General features: G+C 57.9%; 18 protein-coding genes. 6 read left to right on the forward strand and 12 right to left on the reverse strand.

Annotation, left to right across the window (positions count from 1 at the left end; all coding sequences use genetic code 11):
• Positions 1-137: 137 nt before the first annotated feature.
• Positions 138-1193: a small ribosomal subunit biogenesis GTPase RsgA gene (gene rsgA, locus ACJO3M_RS01785; RefSeq protein WP_406999174.1), complete on the forward strand. Its 1056-nt coding sequence runs from the start codon at positions 138-140 to the stop codon at positions 1191-1193.
• A 14-nt stretch (positions 1194-1207) separates the two neighbouring features.
• On the opposite strand, the gene motB is transcribed toward rsgA, so the two are convergent.
• Together motB and motA are read right to left on the reverse strand one after the other, a co-directional pair.
• Positions 1208-2167, reverse strand: a complete 960-nt coding sequence (motB, locus tag ACJO3M_RS01790; RefSeq protein ID WP_406999176.1) for a flagellar motor protein MotB — start codon at positions 2165-2167, stop codon at positions 1208-1210.
• Between the two features lie 29 nt (positions 2168-2196).
• On the reverse strand, positions 2197-3048 hold the full coding sequence (motA, locus tag ACJO3M_RS01795) for a flagellar motor stator protein MotA (RefSeq protein ID WP_406999178.1): 852 nt from the start codon (positions 3046-3048) through the stop codon (positions 2197-2199).
• Between the two features lie 176 nt (positions 3049-3224).
• Between motA and asd the strand changes: the two genes are divergently transcribed.
• Positions 3225-4082, forward strand: coding sequence for an archaetidylserine decarboxylase (gene asd, locus ACJO3M_RS01800; protein WP_406999180.1), 858 nt, complete (start codon positions 3225-3227; stop codon positions 4080-4082).
• Positions 4083-4123: 41 nt separating this feature from the next.
• Here asd and epmA read toward each other — a convergent pair whose 3' ends face one another.
• Both epmA and efp read right to left on the reverse strand, forming a co-directional pair.
• Positions 4124-5098: an EF-P lysine aminoacylase EpmA gene (gene epmA, locus ACJO3M_RS01805; RefSeq protein WP_406999182.1), complete on the reverse strand. Its 975-nt coding sequence runs from the start codon at positions 5096-5098 to the stop codon at positions 4124-4126.
• A gap of 11 nt (positions 5099-5109) precedes the next feature.
• The gene (gene efp / locus ACJO3M_RS01810; RefSeq protein ID WP_406988829.1) at positions 5110-5685 is read right to left on the reverse strand and encodes an elongation factor P; all 576 of its coding nucleotides are present in this window, start codon (positions 5683-5685) and stop codon (positions 5110-5112) included.
• A gap of 45 nt (positions 5686-5730) precedes the next feature.
• On the opposite strand from efp, the gene epmB reads away from it, so the two are divergent.
• The 3 genes from epmB to ACJO3M_RS01825 all read left to right on the forward strand — a co-directional run bounded on the left by epmB (position 5731) and on the right by ACJO3M_RS01825 (position 10836).
• Positions 5731-6771 carry an EF-P beta-lysylation protein EpmB gene (gene epmB / locus ACJO3M_RS01815; protein WP_406999184.1) on the forward strand — a complete coding sequence of 347 codons (1041 nt, stop codon included), beginning with the start codon at positions 5731-5733 and terminating at the stop codon, positions 6769-6771.
• Between the two features lie 111 nt (positions 6772-6882).
• Positions 6883-8688: a cyclic-di-GMP receptor FimW-related protein gene (locus ACJO3M_RS01820; RefSeq protein WP_406999186.1), complete on the forward strand. Its 1806-nt coding sequence runs from the start codon at positions 6883-6885 to the stop codon at positions 8686-8688.
• Between the two features lie 63 nt (positions 8689-8751).
• Positions 8752-10836, forward strand: a complete 2085-nt coding sequence (locus ACJO3M_RS01825) for an EAL domain-containing response regulator (protein WP_406999188.1) — start codon at positions 8752-8754, stop codon at positions 10834-10836.
• Positions 10837-10869: 33 nt separating this feature from the next.
• Here the strand turns inward: ACJO3M_RS01825 and ACJO3M_RS01830 are convergent, their stop codons facing one another.
• The 6 genes from ACJO3M_RS01830 to parC all read right to left on the reverse strand — a co-directional run bounded on the left by ACJO3M_RS01830 (position 10870) and on the right by parC (position 21156).
• Positions 10870-12222, reverse strand: a complete 1353-nt coding sequence (locus ACJO3M_RS01830) for a sigma-54-dependent transcriptional regulator (RefSeq protein WP_406999190.1) — start codon at positions 12220-12222, stop codon at positions 10870-10872.
• The gene (locus tag ACJO3M_RS01835; RefSeq protein ID WP_406999192.1) at positions 12219-14033 is read right to left on the reverse strand and encodes a sensor histidine kinase; all 1815 of its coding nucleotides are present in this window, start codon (positions 14031-14033) and stop codon (positions 12219-12221) included. Before ACJO3M_RS01835 ends, ACJO3M_RS01830 begins: the two co-directional genes overlap by 4 nt.
• 91 nt (positions 14034-14124) lie before the next feature.
• Positions 14125-16311, reverse strand: a complete 2187-nt coding sequence (locus ACJO3M_RS01840; protein ID WP_406999194.1) for a TRAP transporter permease — start codon at positions 16309-16311, stop codon at positions 14125-14127.
• 90 nt (positions 16312-16401) lie between these two features.
• Positions 16402-17379, reverse strand: coding sequence for a TAXI family TRAP transporter solute-binding subunit (locus ACJO3M_RS01845; RefSeq protein ID WP_406999195.1), 978 nt, complete (start codon positions 17377-17379; stop codon positions 16402-16404).
• A 281-nt stretch (positions 17380-17660) separates the two neighbouring features.
• Positions 17661-18869, reverse strand: a complete 1209-nt coding sequence (serB, locus tag ACJO3M_RS01850; RefSeq protein ID WP_406999197.1) for a phosphoserine phosphatase SerB — start codon at positions 18867-18869, stop codon at positions 17661-17663.
• Complete coding sequence (gene parC, locus ACJO3M_RS01855; RefSeq protein ID WP_406999199.1) at positions 18862-21156, reverse strand: DNA topoisomerase IV subunit A; 2295 nt, start codon at positions 21154-21156, stop codon at positions 18862-18864. Before parC ends, serB begins: the two co-directional genes overlap by 8 nt.
• 266 nt (positions 21157-21422) lie before the next feature.
• On the opposite strand from parC, the gene ACJO3M_RS01860 reads away from it, so the two are divergent.
• Positions 21423-21650, forward strand: a complete 228-nt coding sequence (locus ACJO3M_RS01860) for a hypothetical protein (protein ID WP_406988815.1) — start codon at positions 21423-21425, stop codon at positions 21648-21650.
• A 29-nt stretch (positions 21651-21679) separates the two neighbouring features.
• On the opposite strand, the gene ACJO3M_RS01865 is transcribed toward ACJO3M_RS01860, so the two are convergent.
• Both ACJO3M_RS01865 and ACJO3M_RS01870 read right to left on the reverse strand, forming a co-directional pair.
• Positions 21680-22264 carry a YceI family protein gene (locus ACJO3M_RS01865; protein ID WP_406999201.1) on the reverse strand — a complete coding sequence of 195 codons (585 nt, stop codon included), beginning with the start codon at positions 22262-22264 and terminating at the stop codon, positions 21680-21682.
• Between the two features lie 64 nt (positions 22265-22328).
• Positions 22329-22880 carry a cytochrome b gene (locus tag ACJO3M_RS01870; protein WP_406999202.1) on the reverse strand — a complete coding sequence of 184 codons (552 nt, stop codon included), beginning with the start codon at positions 22878-22880 and terminating at the stop codon, positions 22329-22331.
• Positions 22881-22973 lie beyond the last annotated feature (93 nt).

The raw sequence follows: 22973 nt of genomic DNA on the forward strand, positions 1-22973 counted from the left end.
AGCGTGGCACCCGCCAGTGCCCGTAAAGTCAGATAAATTCTCAGAGGTTGATGCCAATCGTGCGGGCTGCGATCCTCAGGTTAGCGTATGATGTCACAGCAAATACCACCCTTCATCAAGAATCCAGAAATTACTTCATGGCAAAACGGCGACTGAACAAACAGCAGCAATGGCGCATCAAGAAAATCCAGGCGGAACGGACGGCGCGGGTTTCCCGTAAGGAGAAAGCCATTGAGGAGCTGACCGAAGCCGGCGAGCTGGGTGCAGAACAACAGGGGCTAATCATTGCCCACTACGGTCAGCAGCTGGATGTGGAAGCGCTGGAAGGCGAACACCAGGGTCAGGTGGTGCGCTGCTTTGTGCGCGCCAACATCGACAGCCTGGTGACCGGCGACAAAGTTATCTGGCGACCGGGCAAGAGCGAAACCGGTGTCATTGTCGCCCGCTGTGATCGCACCAATCTGCTGCAACGCCCGGACAACTTCGGGGCGTTGAAGCCGGTGGCGGCGAATATCGATCATATTATTCTGGTGATCGCGTCGGAGCCAGAACCCCATGACAACCTGATTGACCGGTATCTGGTGGCTGCCGAGAGCACCGACATCCCGGTGGTTATCCTGCTGAACAAGACTGACCTGCTGACCGATCAGAATCGACAGGGTGTTGATGAATTGTTGGGTCGCTACGAAGCGCTGGGTTACCAGGTGGTGCGCACTTCCGCCACGGCGTCCGGCAGTACGCCGTCACCGCAGGTGGAAGACCTGGTCAGGAACCAGACCAGCGTGTTTGTGGGCCAGTCTGGTGTAGGCAAGTCATCGATTATCCAGACTTTGCTACCGGAGGAATCACTGAGGGTCGGGGCACTGTCGGAGAGTACTGGCAAGGGCACCCATACCACCACTACCGCCAAGCTGTTCCACCTTGCCATCGGAGGGGATCTGATTGATTCTCCGGGCATCCGGGAATTCGGGCTGTGGCATATGACGCCCCAGGAAATCGAATACGGATTCCGGGAAATCCGCGACCTGATCGGCCACTGCCGTTTTCGCAACTGCCGTCATCTGGGGGATCCCGGTTGCGCCATTGATGCAGCTGCAGAAGAAGGACGCATCAGCTATCCGCGACTGAAGAGTTTCCATCGCATCCTCAAGGACATGGCGGAGCAGCAGTCGCGGGGCCTCAAGCTCGACTGAGCAAGGCCGGGCAGTTACCAGTTGAGCTCGCCCTCGGCGGGCTCTTCCTGCTCTCGCATCCAGTCGCCCTGCTCCAGGTTTTCCATTGCCTCTTCCTGCTCCGCCTCTGTCGGTCGGGTCAGATCAATCAACGGTTCATCGCCGCGCCCAGCATTGCTCTGGATACCTGCTGCGGCTTTCTTGTTGAGGACGATGATCGATATGCGGCGATTCACCGGCGCCGTGGCGTCATCTTTGTCGAAAAGGACCGAGTCACTCAGGCCGACGACCCTGGCAATCTGGCGGGCGCCTACACCGCCGGCAACCAACGCCCGACGTGCGGTATTGGCGCGATCGGCGGACAGCTCCCAGTTGGTATAGCCCGGACGTCCGTTGAAGGGCGTGGCATCGGTATGACCGGTGATGCTCAGCTTGTTACTCACCGCACCCAACGGTTTGGCCAGTTCAAACAGAATATCCTGGGAATAGTACTTCAGCTCCGCCCGGCCACTGTCGAACATCGGGCGCTGGGAACGATCCACGATCTGGATCCGCAGCCCTTCGCTGGTAATATCGATCAGCAACTGGTCCTTGAACTCCTGCAGCGTCTCGCTCTCCTCGATGCGCTCCTGGAGTTCCTGGAACAGCTCTTCCATTTGTCGCTGTTCAAGGGTTTCCGCCAGCTCTTCCACCACCTGGTCTTCGATCTGGATATCACTCCTTTCGATATCCCGGGTACTCTCATTAACGACCGAAGCACTGCCTTCCAGGTCGACCGGGTTCGGTGAGCCACCCTCGGTAAAACCAACCGGGTCCTTGAAGTAACCTTCTACCGCCCGTTTTTGCTCGGGAGAGGCGGTGGCCGTTAGCCATAACACGAGGAAAAACGCCATCATCGCAGTCGCAAAGTCTGCGAAGGCAACTTTCCAGGAACCACCATGGTGGCCGCCCGCTACCTTTTTCTTGCGTTTTACGATGATCGGTTGTTCTTCCACAAACCTGCTCCAACAGCCCCTGAATAACCTTACTTCGACCGGACGTGGTCGTTAAGCTCCTGAAACTCGGGGCGCTTGTCCGTTGGCAGCGCCTTGCGGCCAAATTCGATGGCCATCTGCGGTGCCTGGCCGGAAACCGTTGCCACCACCGAGGCCTTTACGCACTCATAGGCCTTCAGCTCGTACTTGGCGGCGTGCTCCAGGGCGATGGAGGTGGGGCCAACAAAGCCGTAACCCATCCAGATGCCAAGAAAGGTGCCCACCAGCGCGGCGGCCACACTCAGGCCGATTTTTTCGGGGCCTTCGGTGAGGAAATTCATGGTAATAACAATACCGAGCACCGCAGCAACAATCCCCAGCCCGGGCAACGCATCGGCAATCTTGTTCAACGCGTGGGCCGGTTCTTCCAGTTCGTGCTGACGGCTGTCGATCTCGTTTTCCATCATGCCTTCGAGTTCGTGGGTCGCCATGTTGCCGGAACTGATGATGCGCAGGTAATCGGTGATGAACGCCAGCAATTGCTTCGACTTCATAATGGCCGGGTAGCGGGAGAAAATCTGGCTGGATTCGGGATTATCGATGTCTTCCTCGATGGCCATCACCCCCTGCTTCCGTGACTTGTCAAAGATGTCGTACAACAGGCTCAACAGGTCGACGTAGAACGCCTTGTTGTATGGCGAACCGGTCAACAGCCGCATTATCCCCTGAAACACTTCTTTCACAGTGTGCATCGGGTTGGCGATGACAAAGGAGCCGACCGCTGCGCCACCAATGATCAATACCTCGGTGGGCTGCCACAGCACCATCAGGTTACCGCCGTGCAGGACATACCCGCCGAGAACACTCGCAATTACAATGACCGCACCGATAATGAGCAACATGGGAAGAAAAAACGCCTTATGTAATAGTTATCGGAAATTTGTGTTCGCAATCGCACTGCCAGAACAGAGGTGATAATAGCAAGGGCCGATGCGAACCGCGAAGCTGTGAAACAATTTCTATACACGCCGCCGTATTTGGTAAACTTCGCGCCTTCGAGCGCAAAGGATCCCGTTTAATGTTCAACAAGTTCTTCGTTTTGAGCCAGTACATAACTCCCCAGTTGGCTATTTCCAGGCTGGCAGGTCGTTTGGCGGACAATGACCGCACCCCGGCGCTCAAGAACCGCGTTGTTCGCTGGTTTATCGGCCGCTATGGCGTAAACATGAGCGAAGCAGTGGAATCGGACCCGGAAGCCTATCCAAGCTTTAACGCCTTTTTCACCCGCGCCCTGAAGCCCGGGTTACGCCCGGTCGACAGCCGGGACTCCGCGCTGATCAGTCCGGTGGACGGCGCCATCAGCCAGCTCGGACACGTCACCGGTGACCGCGTATTTCAGGCCAAAGGCCAGTCTTTCAGCCTGACGGAATTGCTCGGAGGCGATGAACAACGGGCGGCAGACTTCGCGGAAGGTGAATTCGCCACCATCTACCTAGCCCCCAAGGACTACCACCGGATACACATGCCCCTGGCGGGCAAGCTGCGGGAAATGGTGTACGTCCCAGGCAAGCTGTTTTCCGTTAACCCGGTCACCGCCGAGAACGTGCCTAACCTGTTTGCCCGGAACGAGCGCGTTGCCTGCATTTTCGATACCGACGCGGGCCCGATGGCGATGGTGCTGGTGGGGGCCATGATTGTTGGCAGCGTTGAAACCATCTGGGGCGGCGTTGTTGCGCCCGGCACCGGCCAGGTTACGTCCACCCGTTACGACGATGGCCAGACGGACATCCGCTTTGAAAAAGGCGAGGAGATGGGCCGTTTCCGCCTGGGATCCACGGTTGTGCTGGTGATGCCGAAAGGTTCCGTAGCATGGAATGAGGACGAAGTTCCCGGAAAAACAGTCAGGATGGGGCAAGCCTTCGGTACCCTGGCCTGAAGGCGCGACCATTCAGCGCCCCTGCAAGCGGTCTGGGGCGCTCAGGCACGTTCGGATGGAAAGGCAAGCACATCAGCAATATCACTGGTTCCCAGCTTCAGCATAAGCAATCGGTCGAGCCCCAGGGCGACGCCGGCACACTCGGGGATCCCCGCCTCCATGGCATGCAGCAGGGCTGAATCCACTGCCATTTCAGGCTTTCCGGACTGACGCCGGATCCGGTTGTCGGCCGCAAATCGCCTGCTCTGTTCGGCCGGATCGGTCAGCTCCCAGTAACCATTACACAACTCGACGCCCTGGACATACAGTTCAAAGCGGTGGGCCTGCCGGACTCCATCGCGCTCGCTGACCCTGGCCAGCGCCGCCTGAGATTCGGGATAGCCAGTGATGAATACCGGTCCGTAGTCCGCCAGGGCCGGCTCCACCAGATAGCTCATCATCAGATCGAGGCAACCATCACGCCCCAGAGCCATCGCCTGTTCCGACTCCAGCCATTGCTCGCAGCAACCCGCCAACTCCCGGTCAGACGCCAGGAAAGGGTCCAGGCCGGCAAACCGGCGAAACGCTTCACCATAATCCATCATCTCCGGCGGCTTGCACTCCAGCCAGCCGGCCACCAGGTCACTGACTTCCGCCATCAGGTCACCGTCGGTAAACCCGGGCCGGTACCACTCCAGCATGGAAAATTCCGGATTATGACGGCGCCCGCGCTCCCCGTCCCTGAACACTCTGGAAACCTGAAAAATGGGGCCAGAACCGGCTGCCAGCAGGCGCTTCATGTGATATTCCGGGGAGGTCTGAAGCCAGCCACCGGCAACACCGCCGGCCACGGCCGTGGTATTGGCGGAAATACCGTCCAGATTGGGATCCGTTACTCCACAACGACCCAGTACCGGTGTTTCCACTTCCAGCACCCCCCTTTGCGCAAAAAAGCCGCGCACCCAGGCTAGCTGGTCTGCGCGGCTTTTCAGGGCGCTTAGTGAAGCCGAAGGCTGCCACTCTAACGCTCGGCTCATAACAATGGCCTTCAGCTGCTCTTGACGCGGCTGACGTACTCGCCGGAGCGGGTATCCACTTTCAACACCTCACCAATGGTGATGAACAACGGCACGTTGACCACGGCGCCGGTGGACAGGGTAGCCGGCTTGGACCCACCCTGGGCGGTATCGCCTTTCATGCCGGGGTCGGTGTCTACCACTTCCAGCTCGACAAAGTTGGGTGGCGAAACGGAGAGCGGTGCGCCGTTATAAAGGGTGACCGTATACACATCCTGCTCTTTCAGCCATTTCACCGTATCCCCGACCGCCTTGGCATCGGCAGGATACTGCTCAAAGGAACCGTCGGTGAGCATGAAATGCCAGAATTCGCCGTCGGTGTACAGGTACTCCATGTCCTGGTCCATGACATCAGCCGATTCCAGGCTTTCGCCGGACTTGAAGGTACGTTCCCACACCCGGTTGCTCATCAGATTACGGAGTTTTACCCGGTTAAAGGCCTGGCCTTTACCCGGCTTTACGAATTCGTTCTCAAGAATCACGCAGGGGTCGCCATCCAGCAAAACCTTAAGACCGCCGCGAAATTCATTGGTAGAATATGAAGCCATGAAATGTTCACCCGAAAAGATGCGATTAAAAATTCAAGGGTCGCTATGATACAGCGAACCCCCACCCGTATAGAAGCCCGCCTGGCCGATAACGACTCCCGCAGCTGGCAACAGCTGCTGTCGGAGTCCGTGACCACGCCGGATCAGTTGCTCCGGCGCCTGGATCTGGACCCCGGGCAATGGCTGGCCGGCGCTGAGCGTGGCCACCGGCTGTTCCCCGTCAGAGTGCCGGAACCCTACCTGAACAGGATGGCACGGGGAAATCCCCGGGATCCGCTGCTACGCCAGGTACTGCCGCTGGCGATGGAAGACGAGCCCGCTGACGGTTATGTATCCGATCCGCTGCAGGAGTCCGACGCGCAAGAAACCACCGGGCTGATCCGCAAGTACCGCAGCAGGGCTCTGCTGATGGTGACCGGCCAATGCGCTATTAACTGCCGTTACTGTTTCCGTCGGCATTTCCCCTATGATGAACATCGTATGTCAGCGGCCGACCGGGACCATGTCATTGACACGCTGGCGCGAGACTCGCAACTCAACGAAGTCATTTTCAGTGGCGGTGATCCTCTGGCCGTCAATGACCGGCTGCTGTCCGCCTGGGTGGAGGCGATCAGCACCATACCCCACATCCGGCGGTTACGGATCCACACCCGGTTACCGGTGGTGATCCCGCAGCGGGTTTGTGACTCACTGCTGTCCTGGCTGTCAAAGACCCGCCTGCAAACGGTCATGGTACTTCACGTAAACCACCCGGCGGAGCTGGACAATCAGACTCGCCAGGCCCTTGGCTACCTGCGGGCGGCGGGCGTCACGCTGCTCAACCAGAGCGTCATTCTCAGAGGCGTCAACGACAGCGCGGACACCCTGGCAGAACTCAGCGAACGGCTTTTTGATGCAGGCGTGCTACCCTACTACCTTCACGCTTTTGATCCCGTGGCTGGCGCCCATCATTTTGACGTCAGTGACGAGCAGGCAAGAGAGATTGTGCGTACCCTGCTGGCGACACTGCCTGGTTTCCTGGTGCCCAGACTGGTGCGTGAGATTCCGGGCAAAGCGGGAAAAACGCCGATTGACCTGTTCGCGTGATCTGTTTGGCAAAGTTGGCCTGAATTCACTTGTGAAAGTTTGTCAACTCGTGAATTTCTCGCTTTTTGTTAAGCCTTTGCTATTTTACAGTTCAAAAAACGGCACTAACTAATGGAAGGCATAATCCTGAAACCCGATCTCCGTGTTCCCGAGCAGAAAACGGCGAGCCTCTCGTTCTGCGAGACGTCGCCGAAAGCTTTCCGGGACTGGGCGAACCAGTTGCCGATGGCCAATATTGGTGAAGCTTCGCGTCAGCTTTACCACGCCATCATCGAACTGAACCACCTTTTCATCGCACCTCAGCAGCGCTTGCAGTTCCTTGAAATGATCCGCCCGAAAATTCATTTCGTGTGCACGGAACTGTCACGCCACTACCTCGGGCTGTCTGTTGCACTGCCCGAAAAACAACGCAAGATCGCCAACCTGTCCCAGGCCCTGCAATTACACTCCGCCAGCGGTTACAAACTGTGCGTACTGGAGTTCCTCGACAACGGAAGCCTGGACAAGAATCGCAAAGCGGTTGCCACGTCGGTTCACCGCGCAATATCCGAACTGTCTGCCACCATCGTGCGCGCCCACCAGCTGTACTGCCCGAGCCCTGCACACAGCTGGCTGGAATGCCATCGCCTGTTCCGCTTCGCCTATCGCAACAGGCTTGCTGGCATCAGCATTGACGATGACACCCTGAGCCATCGCCTCAACAGCACCGTTGAGGATTGCTATAAGCGCATCCTTCTGCTCGGGTGTGCACGCCCAAACCAGCTGCGACAGAATGAGTTGCAGCACACATACGAACTGTTCGAAACCTGGACCCGGCACGTCGTCTGCGATCCTCACCCCGGCGAGGAAAGTCTGTTCGCGGTCAACATGGAGAAGGATACGCCTCCGGTCTATCGCAGCCTTCTGGAGCACGGCCCCGATGGGGACACCTTTGGGTTCGACACCCGCGAGTTATCGCGAATGCTGTCAGAAACATTAGGCGCGAGAGGGTCCCGCGGTCAGGGCAACAATGACCTCCAGCTTCCCCCCAGAGTCAATGAAACACTGCTGCAGCATCTGAGCCAGGCGCTGGGCATCCTCGCCAAACGCAACTTCAATCGCATCTCCAGCCAGGGCAAGCTGGAGGTCTGCGTCGGGCTGACTGCCGCGCATTACTTTGTCTCGGGCGAAAAACCGTTTAACGAGTTCATCAAGGGCAATGACAACGGCCAGCACGATGAGGAAAACCTGTTCATCCGCTCTGCCCGCCAGAAACAGGATGTCTGGGCCAGCGCCCACGATGCCGGCCCCGTGGACGATGTCCCCCGCTCGGCGGACACCCCCATCAACTACCGTGGCGCTTCCGCCAGGGCACCGCTGGCGGAAACCGGCAAGAATCGGCCTCAATCCCACCAGGCGCTGCTGGTCAATGCCAGTCCCGGCGGATATTGCATTGCCTGGGAAAGCAACGTTCCCCCTGCCCTGCAAACCGGTGAGGTTCTCGGGGTACGGGAACATTCCAGCCATCCCTGGAGCATTGCGGTGGTCCGCTGGATTCGCCAGGTCAAGCACAAAGGCACCCAGATCGGTATTGAACTACTGGCGCCCAGCGCCGCTCCCTGCGGTGTCCGGCTCATCCAGAAAGTGGGAGCCAGCAGTGAATACCTGCGGGGACTGCTGCTGCCAGAGATCAGTGTCGTCAATCAGGCCGCAACGCTGATCATTCCCAGGCTGCCGTTCCAGTCCGGCAGCCGTATCACACTGCTCCACGACGGCCGTGAAGACCCTGGCCAGCTGTCGCGGAAACTGTCTGCCACCGGCAGCATCAGTCAGTTTGAGCTCAAACTCCAGAATTCCGAGGCTCTCAGCGTCGGCACGCCCACTCCCACGTCGGGCACCAATGAGGATGAATTTGACTCTCTGTGGCCCTCCCTGTAGCTTCAGCATCGGTGCCGACCACGGGGGAGGCAATGCCCATGCGTATCACGAGACGTCTGACGAATGCAGAAAAAGAACGCCACCGTACACCTTCTGATTCTTGATCCCTCACAGAACGATGCAGAATCTCTGGTCAGCCTGCTGAGGAACTCCGGAAAAGCCACCAGGGCTCACCGCATCACTTCCGAGGAAGACCTCGAAGAAGCCCTTAAAAATGGCAACTGGGACCTGTTACTGGCCCGGGATATCGAACAGGAATTCGGCGCTGACGACGCACTGGCGATGATTCGTCGTATGGACAAGGATATTCCATTTATCCTGTTAAGCGGCGAGTATGACCGGGACCGGACCGTATCAGTCATGCGTGCGGGCGCTCAGGACACTGTGCCGTTTCAGTACACCGATCAACTGGTTCTCGTGGTGAACCGGGAACTGGCAGCCCTGGATGATCGTAGACGCCGTCGCGTCCTGGAGTCACACCTGCGGGAAGCCGAACAGCGGTGCCAGTTATTGCTGGAGAGCTCAAAGGATGCCATCGCCTATATCAACGATGGCATGCACATCTACGCCAATCAGTCCTATATGGAATTTCTCGGCTACGACGACATCGACGAGCTGATCTGCATACCCGTGCTCGACACCCTGATCCCCGAAAGCCAGGACCGGTACAAGGAATTCATGAAATCTTTCGCCGAGAGCGGTAAAGATGGCATGACCATGACCTGCGTCGCCCGTCGCAGCGATGACAACGAGCTCAACGTGGTCATGTCGGTGTCAGCCGCCACATACGATGGCGAAGCCTGCACCCAGATCGTATTGCAGCCAGAACACAGTGACGCTGAGCTTGAGGAGAAACTGCGTCAGATCAGCAGCCAGGATCTGCTGACCGGACTCTATAACCGGCAATACCTGATGGACGCACTCGGTCAGGCGGTTGCCAACGCCGGCAAGAACAACGAAACCGGCGCCCTGGCCTACATTGCCCTGGATAATTTCATGAGCCTGAAGAGCCAGGTTGGTATTGCGGGCGCTGACCTGCTACTGGGCGACCTTGCCAACATGCTCCGCGAACACGCTCCCGAGAAGGCAACTCTGGCCCGTATGAGCGACGATGCCTTCTGTTTCCTGTGTCAACCCGGCGATGAAAAAGCACTGGCAAACCAATGTGAAGCACTGTGCAAAACCATCGAAGACCACCTGTTCGACATCAATGGCCGCACCGTCCAGCTGACGCTCAGCATTGGCGTGGCAGCGATCACCGAGAATTCGCCGAAAGCGCCGGACGTTCTTGGCCGGGCCCACACGGCCTCTGCCGAGCTCAGGAAAAAGGAGGGCCACGCCCACGGCAACGGTGTATTGGTATACAACCCGGCTGATTACGAGGCCCTTGATGACAACAACTCGGCGGAAGCCATCCAGAAAGCCCTGGACGAAAACCGCTTCCGTCTGCTGTTCCAGCCCATCATCAACCTCCGGGGTGATGGCGAAGAACACTACGAAGCCTTTGTACGGATGCTGGACAAGGACGGCGAGGAAGTCTCCCCGTATGGTTTCCTGCCACCGGTCGGCCCTACCGACATGTCCATCAAGATTGACCGATGGGTCATCCTGCAGACCATCAAGCAACTGGCCAGTCATCGCTCCCGGGGTCATGATACCCGCCTGTTCCTGAACATCACGGCGGAAACCCTGGAAGACAAGACTTTCACCTCCTGGCTGAGCGTTGCCCTCAAGGCTGCCAGGCTGCCGGGCGACTCGCTGATTTTCCAGATTCGCGAAGGGGACGCCAACAATTACATGAAACAGGCCAAGGAATTCTCCAGGGCCATTCATGAACTGCACTGCAAGATTTCCATTTGCCAGTTCGGCTGCGCCCTCAATCCGTTCAATACACTGAAGCACATCAATGTGGATTACGTGAAAATTGACGGCTCTTTCACCGAGGAAATCCAGAAAAGCGATGAAGCCAAGGAAAAGGTCAAGGAAATGGTCAAGAGCCTGCAAAGCTCCGGCAAACTGACGATTATTCCACTGGTGGAAAATGCCGGGGTTCTGGCAACGCTCTGGCAGGCCGGAGTGAACTATATCCAGGGCTACTACCTGCAGGCGCCGGTGCCGGAAATGAACTATGACTTCGGGGATCACTGATCCCCACCGGAACCCTTTTTCATGGCAGCAAGGTCAGTCCTTGAACTGCGCCTTGTCCAGCCCATGTTTTCTCATCTTGTCGTAAAGCGTTTTACGGGCAATGCCAAGCTGAACCATGGTGTCCTTTATACTGCCCTGGCAGGCATTCAGCGCACTAATAATGGCCGAGCGCTCGAACCCCTCCATCATCTCAGACAGGGTCTGGCGGCCTGGCACATTCGCGGTCGCGGATGGGTCGTTTTCCTCCAGCGCCATCGGCCCCAGCAGCACATAGCGTTCCGCCAGATTCCGTAACTCCCGGACATTGCCCGGCCAGGAGTGCTGCATCAGCCGCGCTGCCTGGCTGGCATCCAGGGGGATGCTCTCACGGTCATAGCGGGCTGCTGCGATTAATACGAAGTGATGAAACAGCAGCGGGATATCTTCCTTGCGCTCACGCAATGGCGGAATATCCACCTTCACCACGTTTAACCGGTAATACAGATCGGCACGAAATTCCCCCTCGTCGCTGAGGGCCTTCAGGTCGGCCTTGGTGGCTGCGATGATTCGAACATCCACCTCCTGCACCTGGTTGCTGCCCAGACGTTCAACGCGTTGTTCCTCGAGCACTCGCAGCAACTTCACCTGAAGCGCCATGGGCATGCTTTCCAGCTCGTCCAGAAACAGGGTGCCCTTGTGGGCGTATTCAATTTTGCCAATGCGGCGTTTGTCCGCACCGGTAAAAGCCCCGGCCTCGTGGCCGAAAAGCTCGCTTTCGATCAGGTGCTCCGGCACCGCGCCACAGTTGATAGCCACGAAATTGTGGGTGCTGCGAGGGCTGCTCTCGTGGATGTACCGTGCCAGCGCGTCCTTACCGGAACCGGTTTCGCCGTGCAGGAGAATATTGGCGGAGATATCCAGGATCGGATCAATGGTCGCCACCACCTTTTGCATACTCGGAGAGTCCCCCAGAATCCGGGGCCCGGGCCGTGCCAGGTGCTTTAACTGGGCTTTCAGACGGCGGTTTTCCAGAGCCAGGTGACGCTTCTCCAGCGCATGGCGGAGCAGCTCAACAAGCTCGTCATGGTCAAACGGCTTCTCGATGAAGTCATAGGCGCCGCGCTGCATGGCGGTTACCGCTGTGCTGATGTCGCCCTGTCCTGTGAGGATGATCACCGGAATCGCCTCATCCACAGCCCTTACCCGATCAAGCATTTCCAGGCCATCCATGCCCGGCATGTTGTAGTCACACAGCACAATGCCGTCATACTCGGGTGTTATTTTCTCAAGACCTGATGGAGCATCCTCAAAACAGGCCACCGGCAAGTCTTCCAGCGTCAGGGTCTGAGCGATGGCCTGGCGTATATGCGGGTCGTCGTCCACAAAGATTACTGATGCGTCTGTCATTCCGTGGTCTCCCGCTTCTTCAGGGTTAACACAAATTCCGCACCCAGGCCGTCAATCCGGTTACGTCCTGTCAGGCTTCCGCCCAGCGCATCCACGATCTGGCGTGATATCGACAGCCCAAGTCCAAGGCCCTGCTTCACCGATTTGGTGGTAAAAAAGGGTTCGAACACCTGCTCGGTATTACCCGGCAGGCCGGAGCCATTATCACGCACGATGCAGCACCAGTTCTGGTCGCTCTCCGTGATATAGACGGTGATTTCCGGAGTCTCCCGCCCCTCCGCGGCCTGAACCGCGTTGGCCAGCAGGTTCACCATCACCTGTTCGATCCGGATCAGGTCACCGTGGCACTGTACCGGTTCCGGCGGCCGCTGCCAGCGAATCCGGGTGCTTGAACTGTTTTGCTGCGCAGCAATAATCTTAAGGGCCGCATCCACGGCCAGCCGGAAATCAACTATCGCCGGCGGCCCTTCCGACTTACGGGCAAACACCTTGAACTGCCGGGTGAGCTCCGCCATTTTGTCACACAGGCAGACAATTTCGCGCAGATTGGCGTCCACCATCTCGCCAGCGCCCATCTCGAGGAAGCGGCGACTGTTGCGGGCATACGTCTGAATAGCTGTCAGCGGCTGGTTCATCTCGTGGTTAAGTCCGGCCGACATCTGCCCCAGAACGGCCAGCTTGGCCGCCTGAATCAGCTCCTGCTGAGTCTCTCGAAGCTCATTCTGGGTGCGTTCACGTTCGCGGACCTCTTCCAGCAATTGCTGATTCGAACGCTCCAGATCCGCCGTTCGCTCCGCAACACTGCGCTCCAGTTGCTCGCCACGAAACGCCAGTTCCGCCTCACGGCGATATCGCTCGCGCACGTACAGCCAGGTCAGCAGACCTCCAAGAAACAGGCCCATCCCGGCTGCAACAAACCCGAGACGGGTCCAGAGCACGGGCCGGGTACTCACCATCACTTGCAAGGTCCAGTCGAGCCTCGGCAGCGGCGTCCTGACACTCAGGTACTCCCGTGCATCGCCGTCTTCCATAATCCGGATTTTGCCAGACCGTTCGGACAATCCCGAGGGCTTTTCCAGCACTTTAAAATTGATAGGCCTCAATTCCCGCCCCGGATAACGCCGGCGGGAGGCCTCGCCGGGCGCGGCCGATTCCGGGCTGTTGAAATCGCGGTACAACCACTTGGACTTGCTGGCCAGAAAACTGATACCGGCCTGATCCAGCACTACCATCTCGGTTTCCCGTAACGAAGCAGGCCGGTGCCACTGGGACTCCAACTCCTGCACCAGCACCTTGACTGCAATAACCCCCAGCATGTTGCCACGATCATTACGAACGGGATGGGAAAAGTACAGGCCGCGAACACCAGACATGGAACCCAGCGCAAAGTAGATCGCCGACTCCCCGGTTTCCATAGCATCAGTGAAGTAGGGCCGAAAATGATAGCTCTGGCCCACAAAACTGTCTTCCTGACGGTAGTTGCTGGCCGCGATGGTCAGCCCGGCTGTATCCATCAAATACACGTCGGAGCTGCCGACAATGGTGGCCATCCTCTGCATTTCTTCATTGGCCTGAAGAATGATCCGTGCGTCCTCGGGAGAGCTCAGGGCTTCTTCCATCAACGGATGCTCAGCCATCAACTCGGGGATGGGCAGATAGCGATTCAGCTCGTTGGCAACAAGCTGACGGTAGCGAAAGGATTCTTCCAGGCTTTCCTGTTCCACCTGTCGATAACCGAACCAGCCACCCAGCGTCCAGGAGACCAGAAGCGTGAGGCCGAAAGTGAGGACAACGCCAATCCGGTAGGACATACAACCCGGTTCCTGAGAAAACTGCTAGCGTAGCGTTCGGAATCGGGCAGGACAACCGCGCATTCGCACAATCGCCCTACCCTGCACCGGATCAGACCGCCACGGGCGTCATACGTTGCCGGCGTTGGCGCTGAACCAGGAACGATATCACCGCCAGGGCAACGCCAGCCATATCTGTCCACAGACCGCCTTCAATCATCAGCAGCGCCGACACAATCAGCATGATGCGAACCATCCATGGGGCACCGACCTTGCCGAACCAGCCCAGCACGCCACCAGACAACAGGTACACCCCAAAGGTTGCGGTCACCAGGGCACGGGCGATATCGAACCACGGCGCATCCATCAACAACGCACCGTTGTAGAAGAACATGAACGGGACAATGAACGCTGCAATACCGATCCGGAACGAGGCTACCGAGGTTTCCATGGCATTGGCCCCGGAAATACCGGCCGCTGCATAGGATGCCAGGGCAACCGGCGGCGTTATGGCCGACACCACGGCAAAGTAGAACACAAAGAAGTGCGCCGTCAGCGGTTCAATCCCCAACTGCACGAGGCCCGGCGCCACCACCGATGCGGCCACCGCATAGGCGGCCGTGGTCGGCATCCCCATACCCAGCAGGATGGAAATGAACATGGCGAAAATCAGCGCCAGCAGCTGACTGGCCTCGGCCACATCCAGCAGCAGTACCGAGAAACGCGCCCCGACACCGGTGAGTGAGATGACACCCACAATGATACCGGCAGCCGCACACACCACGATAATCTGGATAGCCATCATTGAGGCGATATCCAGGGCCCGCAGAACCGCACGAATCCCCATCTTGTGCGGAGAGAACCAGCTCACTACCGCCGCCGAGACGGTCGCCAGCGTGCCGGCACGAATCACCGAATAACCCTGGAACAGGGCATAGATCAGAATAATGATGGGAATGAACAGGTACACCTGCTTGATCAGCTTGCGAAGCTTGGGCAGCTCATCCTCACGCATACCACGCATACCCAGTTTCGCCGCCTCGAAATCCACCATAAAGTAGACCGATGCGAAATACAGGACCGCGGGTATGATCGCCGCAATAGCGATTTCGGTATAGGGAATACCGGTGATTTCCGCCATGATGAAGGCGCCCGCCCCCATGATCGGTGGCATGATCTGCCCCCCGGTGGACGCCGCAGCCTCAACCGCGCCAGCGGATTTCTTGGAGTAGCCCACCTTTTTCATCAGCGGAATGGTCAGCGAACCGGTGGAGACCACGTTACCGGCACTGGTGCCGTTAATCATGCCCATCAGGCCGGAGGCAAAGATTGCCACCTTGGCCGGCCCGCCGCGGGAACGACCGGCCGCCGCGAAGGCGAAGTTGACAAAGTAATCCCCTACCTTCGACGCCTGCAGGAAGGCAGCAAAGACGATGAACAAAATAATGTACGTTGAAGAGACCGCCGTGGTGGGCCCCAGAATACCGGCATCGGTATACACCTGGCTGAAGAACCGCTGCACCGATAACCCGGGATAGCCGAGGAAGCCAGGCAGGTAAGGACCAACGAAGACATACACCAGGAAAACCAGGCCAATAACCACCAGCGCCATGCCGGCGACCCGGCGGGTCAGTTCCATGATCAGCGCGGTGCCCGCTACGGCGGCGAAGGAAATGCCTACAGGCGCAAACGACGTGCCGGTGGTCATGCGCATGGTGGAGTTGTAAACCACCAGGAAATAGGCCGCGACGGCAACCGAGCAGACAATCAGCACCAGATCAGGCACGCTGAAACGCGACCGTTCACGCTGATGGAACCAGCTCAGTACAATACCAATGCCTGAGGCCGCCAGCAGTGGCCAGCCAAAATGCCAGGCCTCCAGATCGGGCGGAATCCGCATAGTGCCGCTGGCCATCATTTGGCTGAAGGAAAACGTCTGGTAAAGCGCATACAGCGCCGGCAACAGCGCAACGCCACCAAACCAGGTGGTCCATTTGTTCCGCGCGCCGCCCTCTTCACGGGACACAAACCGGGCACCAGCGTACAGTATAAAGCCCAACACAAGGGCGCCGGCCACGTGAACAATGCGGTAACTCCAAGTTTCCAGAGGGGCAATGTTCAGGGAGTAGAGATGGAATGACGAATAGGCGATCGTCAGCAAGGTAACGAATTTCAGCAACCCGCCTTCAAACAACCGGCGATTGGCCTCAACCGGTTCCTCGTCAACATCGTGGGCAAGAATATGGTCGTCGTCCGGCAGCGCCGGGGTCGGATCTTTGTGGGAGTGTTCGGTGGTCATGATAAACCCTGCCTACAGGAAAACTGGGCCGGCATTAAGCCGGCCGGCCGACGGGGGGCCCAACCGGGGCCCCCTGACACACAACGAGCGTTACTTGATCTGGCTTTCAGGAATCTCGTAACCGTTTTCGTTGAACCAGCGAGCTGCGCCCGGATGCCAGGGCAGAACGGTGTTCTTGGTGTAGTTTTTCGGGACAGACGTACGGGCCGCCTTGTGGATGGACATCATCTTGTCGTTGTTCGCCATGGTCAGCTTGGTGATCTCATACACCATGCTTTCGGGAACGTCACAGCTGGCAATGGCAAAGTTCCACATGGATACCACACGGGAATCTTCTTCCAGTGACTGGTAAGTACTAGCCGGAATAATGAACTCGGATACCGGGTAGTTTTCGGTGATCTTCTCGGCTTCCGAATCAGTCATGCCGATGATGTTCACGTCGGTCTGAACCTCCAACTGGCTGACAGCCGGGATTGGAATACCCGCAGCGAAGGCAACGACATCGATCAGGCCATCCTGCAACTGGGTGCCCAGATCCGACCAGCTACCGTTGCGGCGCTCGAAATCCACGCCCAGGGTTTCCATCATGCGCGGGAAATAGGTATCAGACGTGGAGCCTGCAGGCCCGAAACCGATGGTAGCGCCATCTGGAATGTCGGCAATCGAGGTAATGCCAGAGTCAGAAAGGGCAGTAACAGAGAACGGCGTCTCGTACATCGGGAAAATGGCGCACACGTTGTCCATCTTCACACCCGGTGCCAGGGGGCTGTTGCCATCCAGGGACTCCTGGGCGGGGCCCATGGTGGTCAAACCAAACTGCAGGTTGCCGGTGTGCACCAGCGCCATGTTCTGCATCGGGCCTCCGGTGATCTCGGCACCACCGGAAATACCCAGGTTCTCGGCGACAAAGTTGGCCCATCCAGAACCGTACGCAAAGTAGGTTCCTCCCTGGCTTGCGGTACCAACCGTGAAGTTGTCGGGCCACTCGGACCGGTCCTGGGCAATAACTGGACTGGTGACAGTGAAAGTGGAGGCGAATGCCAACGCAATTACGGCTTGGGTTTTCATAGAGGTTACTCCCGTCTCATTGTGTTTGTTGTGTGCTTATTGAAGCGCGACAGGCTTCGGTGAAGGGAGTAGAGAGCAAGGAGCAGACCAGTTTCTAAAATTGCTTTTAAAACAGGGGCTTTTTCAATGAAATCGAATTGCAGAGCCTGGAAATGGGTCAACTTCCACCCAAAAAAATAATGGCAATGGGTGGGAATCGGCCAACCAATCGAGGAAGTTTTGGTGGTTACCCGTACACAGCGGAGAGACCGATGGATGGAAGTCCACCCATCGGTCCGCGATCAATGCTCTTCGTTTTCCCGATAGCCAATCAGGTAGAGAATGGCATCTAGTCCCAGGGTGGAAATGGAATGCCGGGCCGACTCCTTGACCACAGGTTTGGCGCGGAAGGCGACGCCCAGGCCGGCCTGACTGAGCATGGGCAGATCGTTGGCGCCATCACCCACGGCGATCACCTGCTCACGGGAAATGTGCTCCCGCTCGGCAATCTCCAGCAGCAGTTCAGCCTTGCGCTTACCGTCGACGATCTGACCGGACACACGACCGGTTACCTTGCCGTTCTCGATTTCCAGCTCATTGGCATGGATATAATCGATACCCAGCTTGCTCTGCAAATGACGGGCAAAGTAGGTGAAGCCGCCGGACAGGATCGCGGTGCGATAGCCCAGGGACTTGAGACGACTGATCAGGTGCTCCGCGCCCTCGGTCAGCCGCAGGCGGCTGGCAATACCCTCAAGCACCGATTCGTCCAGTCCCTTGAGCAACGCCAGGCGCTCGGCAAAACTCTGACTGAAGTCCAGTTCACCCTGCATCGCGCGCTCTGTGATCTCCGCCACCTGATCGCCGACGCCGGCTTCAAGGGCCAGCTCGTCAATGACCTCGGCCTCAATCAGTGTGGAGTCCATATCGAACACCACCAGACGCCGGTTGCGGCGGAAAATCGAATCCTCCTGGAACGCGATATCCACATTCATTTCACCGGCAATATGCAGGAAGTCTGCCCGCAGCTGCTCCAGGTCCGACGGTGTTCCCCGCACGGAGAATTCCACGCAGGCAATCCGGTTCTCGGTCGGATTCAGGGAAGGCCGCGCCGACAGGCGGGTGATATTGTCAATGTTCAGGCCATGCCGGGCGGTGATGGCCGATACCCGGGCAATCTGCTCAGCCTTGATATCCCGGGACAGCAACGTGACGATGTAGCAGGCCCGGTTCCTGGCCGCCGCCCAGGTCTGGTAGTCCTCCTCCGTGATCGGCGCGAAACGCACCTGCAGGTCCAGGGCATGCAGGCGGAACAACAGATCACGAATCACCGGAGACGACTTGGAGGCATCGGGAATCTCAATGAGAATCCCCCACGTCAGGTGATCGTGGATCACCGCCTGGCCGATATCCAGGATACGAACATCATACTGCCCCATAATCCCGGTGATTTCCGAGGTGAGACCAGGCTTGTCACGCCCGGAGACATTAATCAGGACCAGTTCACTCACTGTCGGAGAACTCCTCTTCCACGCCATTGCCATCGGCCGACGTCACTTCAATGGAATCCACACGCTGCAGACCCCGCGGTAATTTGTGGCCACGACGGCCGCGCTCACCGAAGTAATGCTCGAGATCGCTGAACTGTAGCCCCATCTTGCGCTTTCCGGCCCGGATCTCGAGAGTATCATCCTCCGCGAACACCGCCACCGCAACGACGTACTCCTCGCGGTTCTGCACCCTCGCGGACGGAATACTGATGATCTTGTTACCCTTGCCCTTGGCGAGCTCCGGCAGTTCGTTCAGCGGGAAGACCAGCATCCGCCCTTCATTGGAAATCGCACCGAGAAACAGTGGCTTGTCGGTCGCGGGCACCACTACCGGAGGCATGATCTTCGCGCCCTTGGGAACGGTAACCACCGCCTTGCCATTGCGGTTCTTGCTGATCATGTCTTCCAGGGAGGTCACAAACCCGTAACCTCCGTCGGTGACCAGCAGGACCTTGCGGGCCGGCTCGCCCATCAGCAGTCCGGAAAAAGTCGCCCCGGATGGCGGGTTGATGCGCCCGGTCAGGGGTTCACCCTGGCCGCGAGCGGAAGGCAGGTTGTGAGCCATCAGGGCATAGGCCCGCCCGGTGGAGTCCAGGAACAACGCCTGCTGGTTCTGCCGGCCCTTGGCCGCCATGGCAAACCGGTCACCGGATTTGTAGTTCAGCCCCTCCGGCTCAATGTCGTGACCCTTGGCAGCCCTTACCCAGCCTTTTTCGGAGAGCACCACAGTGACCGGATCGTTGGAAACCAGATCGACCTCGCTGAAGGCTTTCGCCTCCTCACGCTCGACAATGGGCGACCGCCGGTCATCGCCATAGGTTTCGGCATCCGCCTGCAACTCGGCCTTGATCAGTTCACGCAGACGATCCTCGGAGCCCAGGATAGCCTGCAGCTCATCCCGTTCCGCGGACAGCTCGTCCTGCTCACCGCGGATCTTCATTTCCTCGAGCTTGGCCAGATGCCGCAGTTTCAGTTCGAGGATGGCTTCCGCCTGCTCCGCCGACAGCCCGAACCGGGACATCAGCTCAGCCTTGGGCTTGTCTTCGGTGCGGATAATTTCAATGACTTCGTCGATGTTCAGGTAAGCGATCAACAGGCCTTCAAGGAGGTGCAGTCGCGCCAGAACCTTGTCGAGGCGATGCTGGAGGCGACGGGTGACCGTGGTGCGGCGGAAACTCAGCCACTCGGTCAGCATGGTCTTCAGGCCCTTGACTGCGGGACGGCCGTCGTTGCCAATGACATTGATGTTTACCCGGTAGGTTTTTTCCAGGTCGGTGCTGGCGAACAGGTGGGCCATCAGCCCTTCCAGGTCAACCCGGTTGGAGCGCGGTACAATCACCAGGCGAGTCGGGTTTTCATGGTCCGATTCATCCCGCAGGTCCGCCACCATAGGCAGTTTTTTCGTCTGCATCTGCTGGGCAATCTGTTCCAGCACCCGCGACCCGGACACGTGGTGGGGCAGATCGGTCACCACGATCTCACCACTTTCGCGGATCCAGCGTGCCCGCATCCGCAAGGAACCGCGACCGGTCTCGTACATCTGGCGGATGTCTTTTCTCGGGGTAATGATCTCGGCCTCGGTCGGGAAATCCGGCCCCTTGACGTGTTCACACAGGTCATCAACCGTGGACTCGGGCTGATCCAGCAAGCGAATACAGGCCGCTGTCACTTCCCTGACGTTGTGGGGCGGGATGTCGGTGGCCATACCCACCGCAATCCCGGTGGTGCCGTTAAGCAACACATGAGGCAGCCGCGCCGGCAGCACCGAGGGTTCTTCCATGGTGCCGTCGAAATTGGGCACCCAGTCAACTGTGCCCTGCCCCAGCTCACTCAGCAGTACATCAGCAAACGGCGCCAGGCGGGATTCGGTGTAACGCATGGCGGCGAAGGACTTGGGGTCATCCGGGGAACCCCAGTTGCCCTGACCATCCACCAACGGGTAACGGTAGGAGAATGGCTGGGCCATCAATACCATCGCCTCATAACAGGCGCTGTCGCCGTGGGGATGGAATTTACCCAGCACATCACCCACGGTGCGGGCAGACTTTTTATACTTGGAGGTGGATTTGAGACCGAGCTCGGACATGGCGTATACGATTCGCCGCTGAACCGGTTTTAGACCGTCCCCGACGTTTGGAAGCGCACGATCAAGAATGACGTACATGGAATAGTCGAGATAGGCCTTTTCCGTGTAGTCCCTCAGTGAAACCCGCTCAAAGCCTTCATCCGTTGTCTGGAACTCTGGCATGGATGCCTCTTTTACCTGTTGTGAATTCTACTGACTCGTCTGCCCTTGACCGGATCTGTCCGGTTCGAGTTTGAGGGCACATTATATGGACGCGGGCAGCGATACACCAACAACCACAACGCAATATATCCACGGCCACAGGATCGGGAAGGTATGAACGCCGGTTTCCAATAGCGGAATTCCCGCATGGAGACTGTGTAATGGTGGCCGTATGCTCGCCTGCAGTGAGTAGATGACCGTTTTCACCTTTGAGCAAGCGGAACACTATGAAACCGAATATGAAAGCCTGTGGGCAGGCCATGGTGACCGCCATGGTCAATGCGGTGCTCGCCCTGGCACTGATGTTACTGGTCGAGTTTGCCATCAGCGGCACGCTTCACATGGCAGAGCCCTATCTGTGGGCAGGGCTGTTGATCTGGCTGGTTATCTTTGTTGCCCAGTTCTGGAGGCAGCGCCATCTGTGCCGCTGCGGGGAAGAGAGGAACGCGGGCTGACGCAACGCCAGCCCTCGCAGATACCACGATTACTGACGGATACCTTCCACCGAAATTTCGATTTCAACCGTTTCAGACGCTTTACCAAGATCCATGGGAATACCGAAATCGGACAGCTTCAGCTCGGTTTCAGCCTCAAAGCCCATGCGATAACCACCCCAGGGGTCTTCACCATGGCCCAGCAGTTCCGTATCCAGGGTAATTTCCTTTGTCACGCCGCGCAGGGTCAGGTCACCGATAATATCGGCCTCATTGCCATCATCGTCCATAACCACACGCTTGCTCTTGAAGGTAGCCTGCGGATACTCATCCACGTAGAGGAAATCCTCGCTGCGCAGGTGCTTGTCACGTTCTGCATGATTGGAATCGACGCTGGCAGGGTCGATGGTCACCTCAACAGAGCTGTTCTCGGGGTTCTCGGCATCAAAGACAAACTGCCCGTCAAAATCGTTAAAGCGGCCATACAGCCAGCTGTAGCCAAGGTGCGAAATCTTGAACGTTACGAACTGGTGGTTCCCCTTGGTGTCAAAGGCGTATGTGCCACTGTGCTCTGACGCTTGGGCGCCTGCAATCATGGACATGGAAACGGCTGAAGCCAGCAATACTTTTCTCATAGTGATCTCCTGTGTGAAAAAGCCCGATAGAGGCCAAAGATAATTTACATACCGGAGGCGGCACTCAGTGGCCAACCCCCAACATACGGCGCAAGGTATTGTCCTTGTCCATAATGTGATGCTTGATCGCGGCCAGGGCGTGGACACCCGCCAGGACTACGATGGCCCATGTACTCCAGTAGTGGACATCGCCGGCTACATCTTCCATTCCCTTTACCTGGCCAGTCACGGAAGGCACTTCAAACCAGTTGAACACACTGATCGACGACCCATCGGCGGTGGAAATGAGATAACCGCTCACCATGGCTACAAACAACAGGATGTAGAGCAGTCCGTGGGCAAGGTGGGCAGATATGACTTCCCAGCGGGTATGGCTGGGCAATGGGCGGGGAACCGGATTAGCGAGCCGCCAGACGACCCGGAACAGGACAACGATAAACAACAGGATCCCGATACTCCGGTGAATATCCGGCGCCTGGCGATACCACTCATCGTAGTAGGACAGACCGACCATGTAATAGCCCAACCCAAACAGCCCGAACACGGCAAGGGCTACCAGCCAATGCACAATAATACTGACAACGCCAAACTGGCTGGACGAATTGCGGACTTGCATGGTCTGGATATACCCCACTCCCTGATGAATCGAAATTCCTGAACACAGTCTAAGAACCAGCCACTTTAAAGCCAACCCAAATGTTTTGTACGC

It is taken from the genome of Marinobacter alkalisoli (assembly GCF_045449795.1).
GTDB lineage: Bacteria > Pseudomonadota > Gammaproteobacteria > Pseudomonadales > Oleiphilaceae > Marinobacter.

Coding starts and splice junctions, on each gene's coding strand:
- ACJO3M_RS01860 (WP_406988815.1), top strand. CDS start 21,423: ATGAAACCGAATATGAAAGCCTGTGGGCAGGCCATGGTGACCGCCATG.
- ACJO3M_RS01870 (WP_406999202.1), bottom strand. CDS start 22,880: ATGCAAGTCCGCAATTCGTCCAGCCAGTTTGGCGTTGTCAGTATTATT.
- rsgA (WP_406999174.1), top strand. CDS start 138: ATGGCAAAACGGCGACTGAACAAACAGCAGCAATGGCGCATCAAGAAA.
- ACJO3M_RS01835 (WP_406999192.1), bottom strand. CDS start 14,033: ATGTCCTACCGGATTGGCGTTGTCCTCACTTTCGGCCTCACGCTTCTG.
- parC (WP_406999199.1), bottom strand. CDS start 21,156: ATGCCAGAGTTCCAGACAACGGATGAAGGCTTTGAGCGGGTTTCACTG.
- asd (WP_406999180.1), top strand. CDS start 3,225: ATGTTCAACAAGTTCTTCGTTTTGAGCCAGTACATAACTCCCCAGTTG.
- ACJO3M_RS01825 (WP_406999188.1), top strand. CDS start 8,752: ATGCAGAAAAAGAACGCCACCGTACACCTTCTGATTCTTGATCCCTCA.
- ACJO3M_RS01845 (WP_406999195.1), bottom strand. CDS start 17,379: ATGAAAACCCAAGCCGTAATTGCGTTGGCATTCGCCTCCACTTTCACT.
- efp (WP_406988829.1), bottom strand. CDS start 5,685: ATGGCTTCATATTCTACCAATGAATTTCGCGGCGGTCTTAAGGTTTTG.
- epmB (WP_406999184.1), top strand. CDS start 5,731: ATGATACAGCGAACCCCCACCCGTATAGAAGCCCGCCTGGCCGATAAC.
- epmA (WP_406999182.1), bottom strand. CDS start 5,098: ATGAGCCGAGCGTTAGAGTGGCAGCCTTCGGCTTCACTAAGCGCCCTG.
- ACJO3M_RS01830 (WP_406999190.1), bottom strand. CDS start 12,222: ATGACAGACGCATCAGTAATCTTTGTGGACGACGACCCGCATATACGC.
- ACJO3M_RS01865 (WP_406999201.1), bottom strand. CDS start 22,264: ATGAGAAAAGTATTGCTGGCTTCAGCCGTTTCCATGTCCATGATTGCA.
- ACJO3M_RS01840 (WP_406999194.1), bottom strand. CDS start 16,311: ATGACCACCGAACACTCCCACAAAGATCCGACCCCGGCGCTGCCGGAC.
- motA (WP_406999178.1), bottom strand. CDS start 3,048: ATGTTGCTCATTATCGGTGCGGTCATTGTAATTGCGAGTGTTCTCGGC.
- ACJO3M_RS01820 (WP_406999186.1), top strand. CDS start 6,883: ATGGAAGGCATAATCCTGAAACCCGATCTCCGTGTTCCCGAGCAGAAA.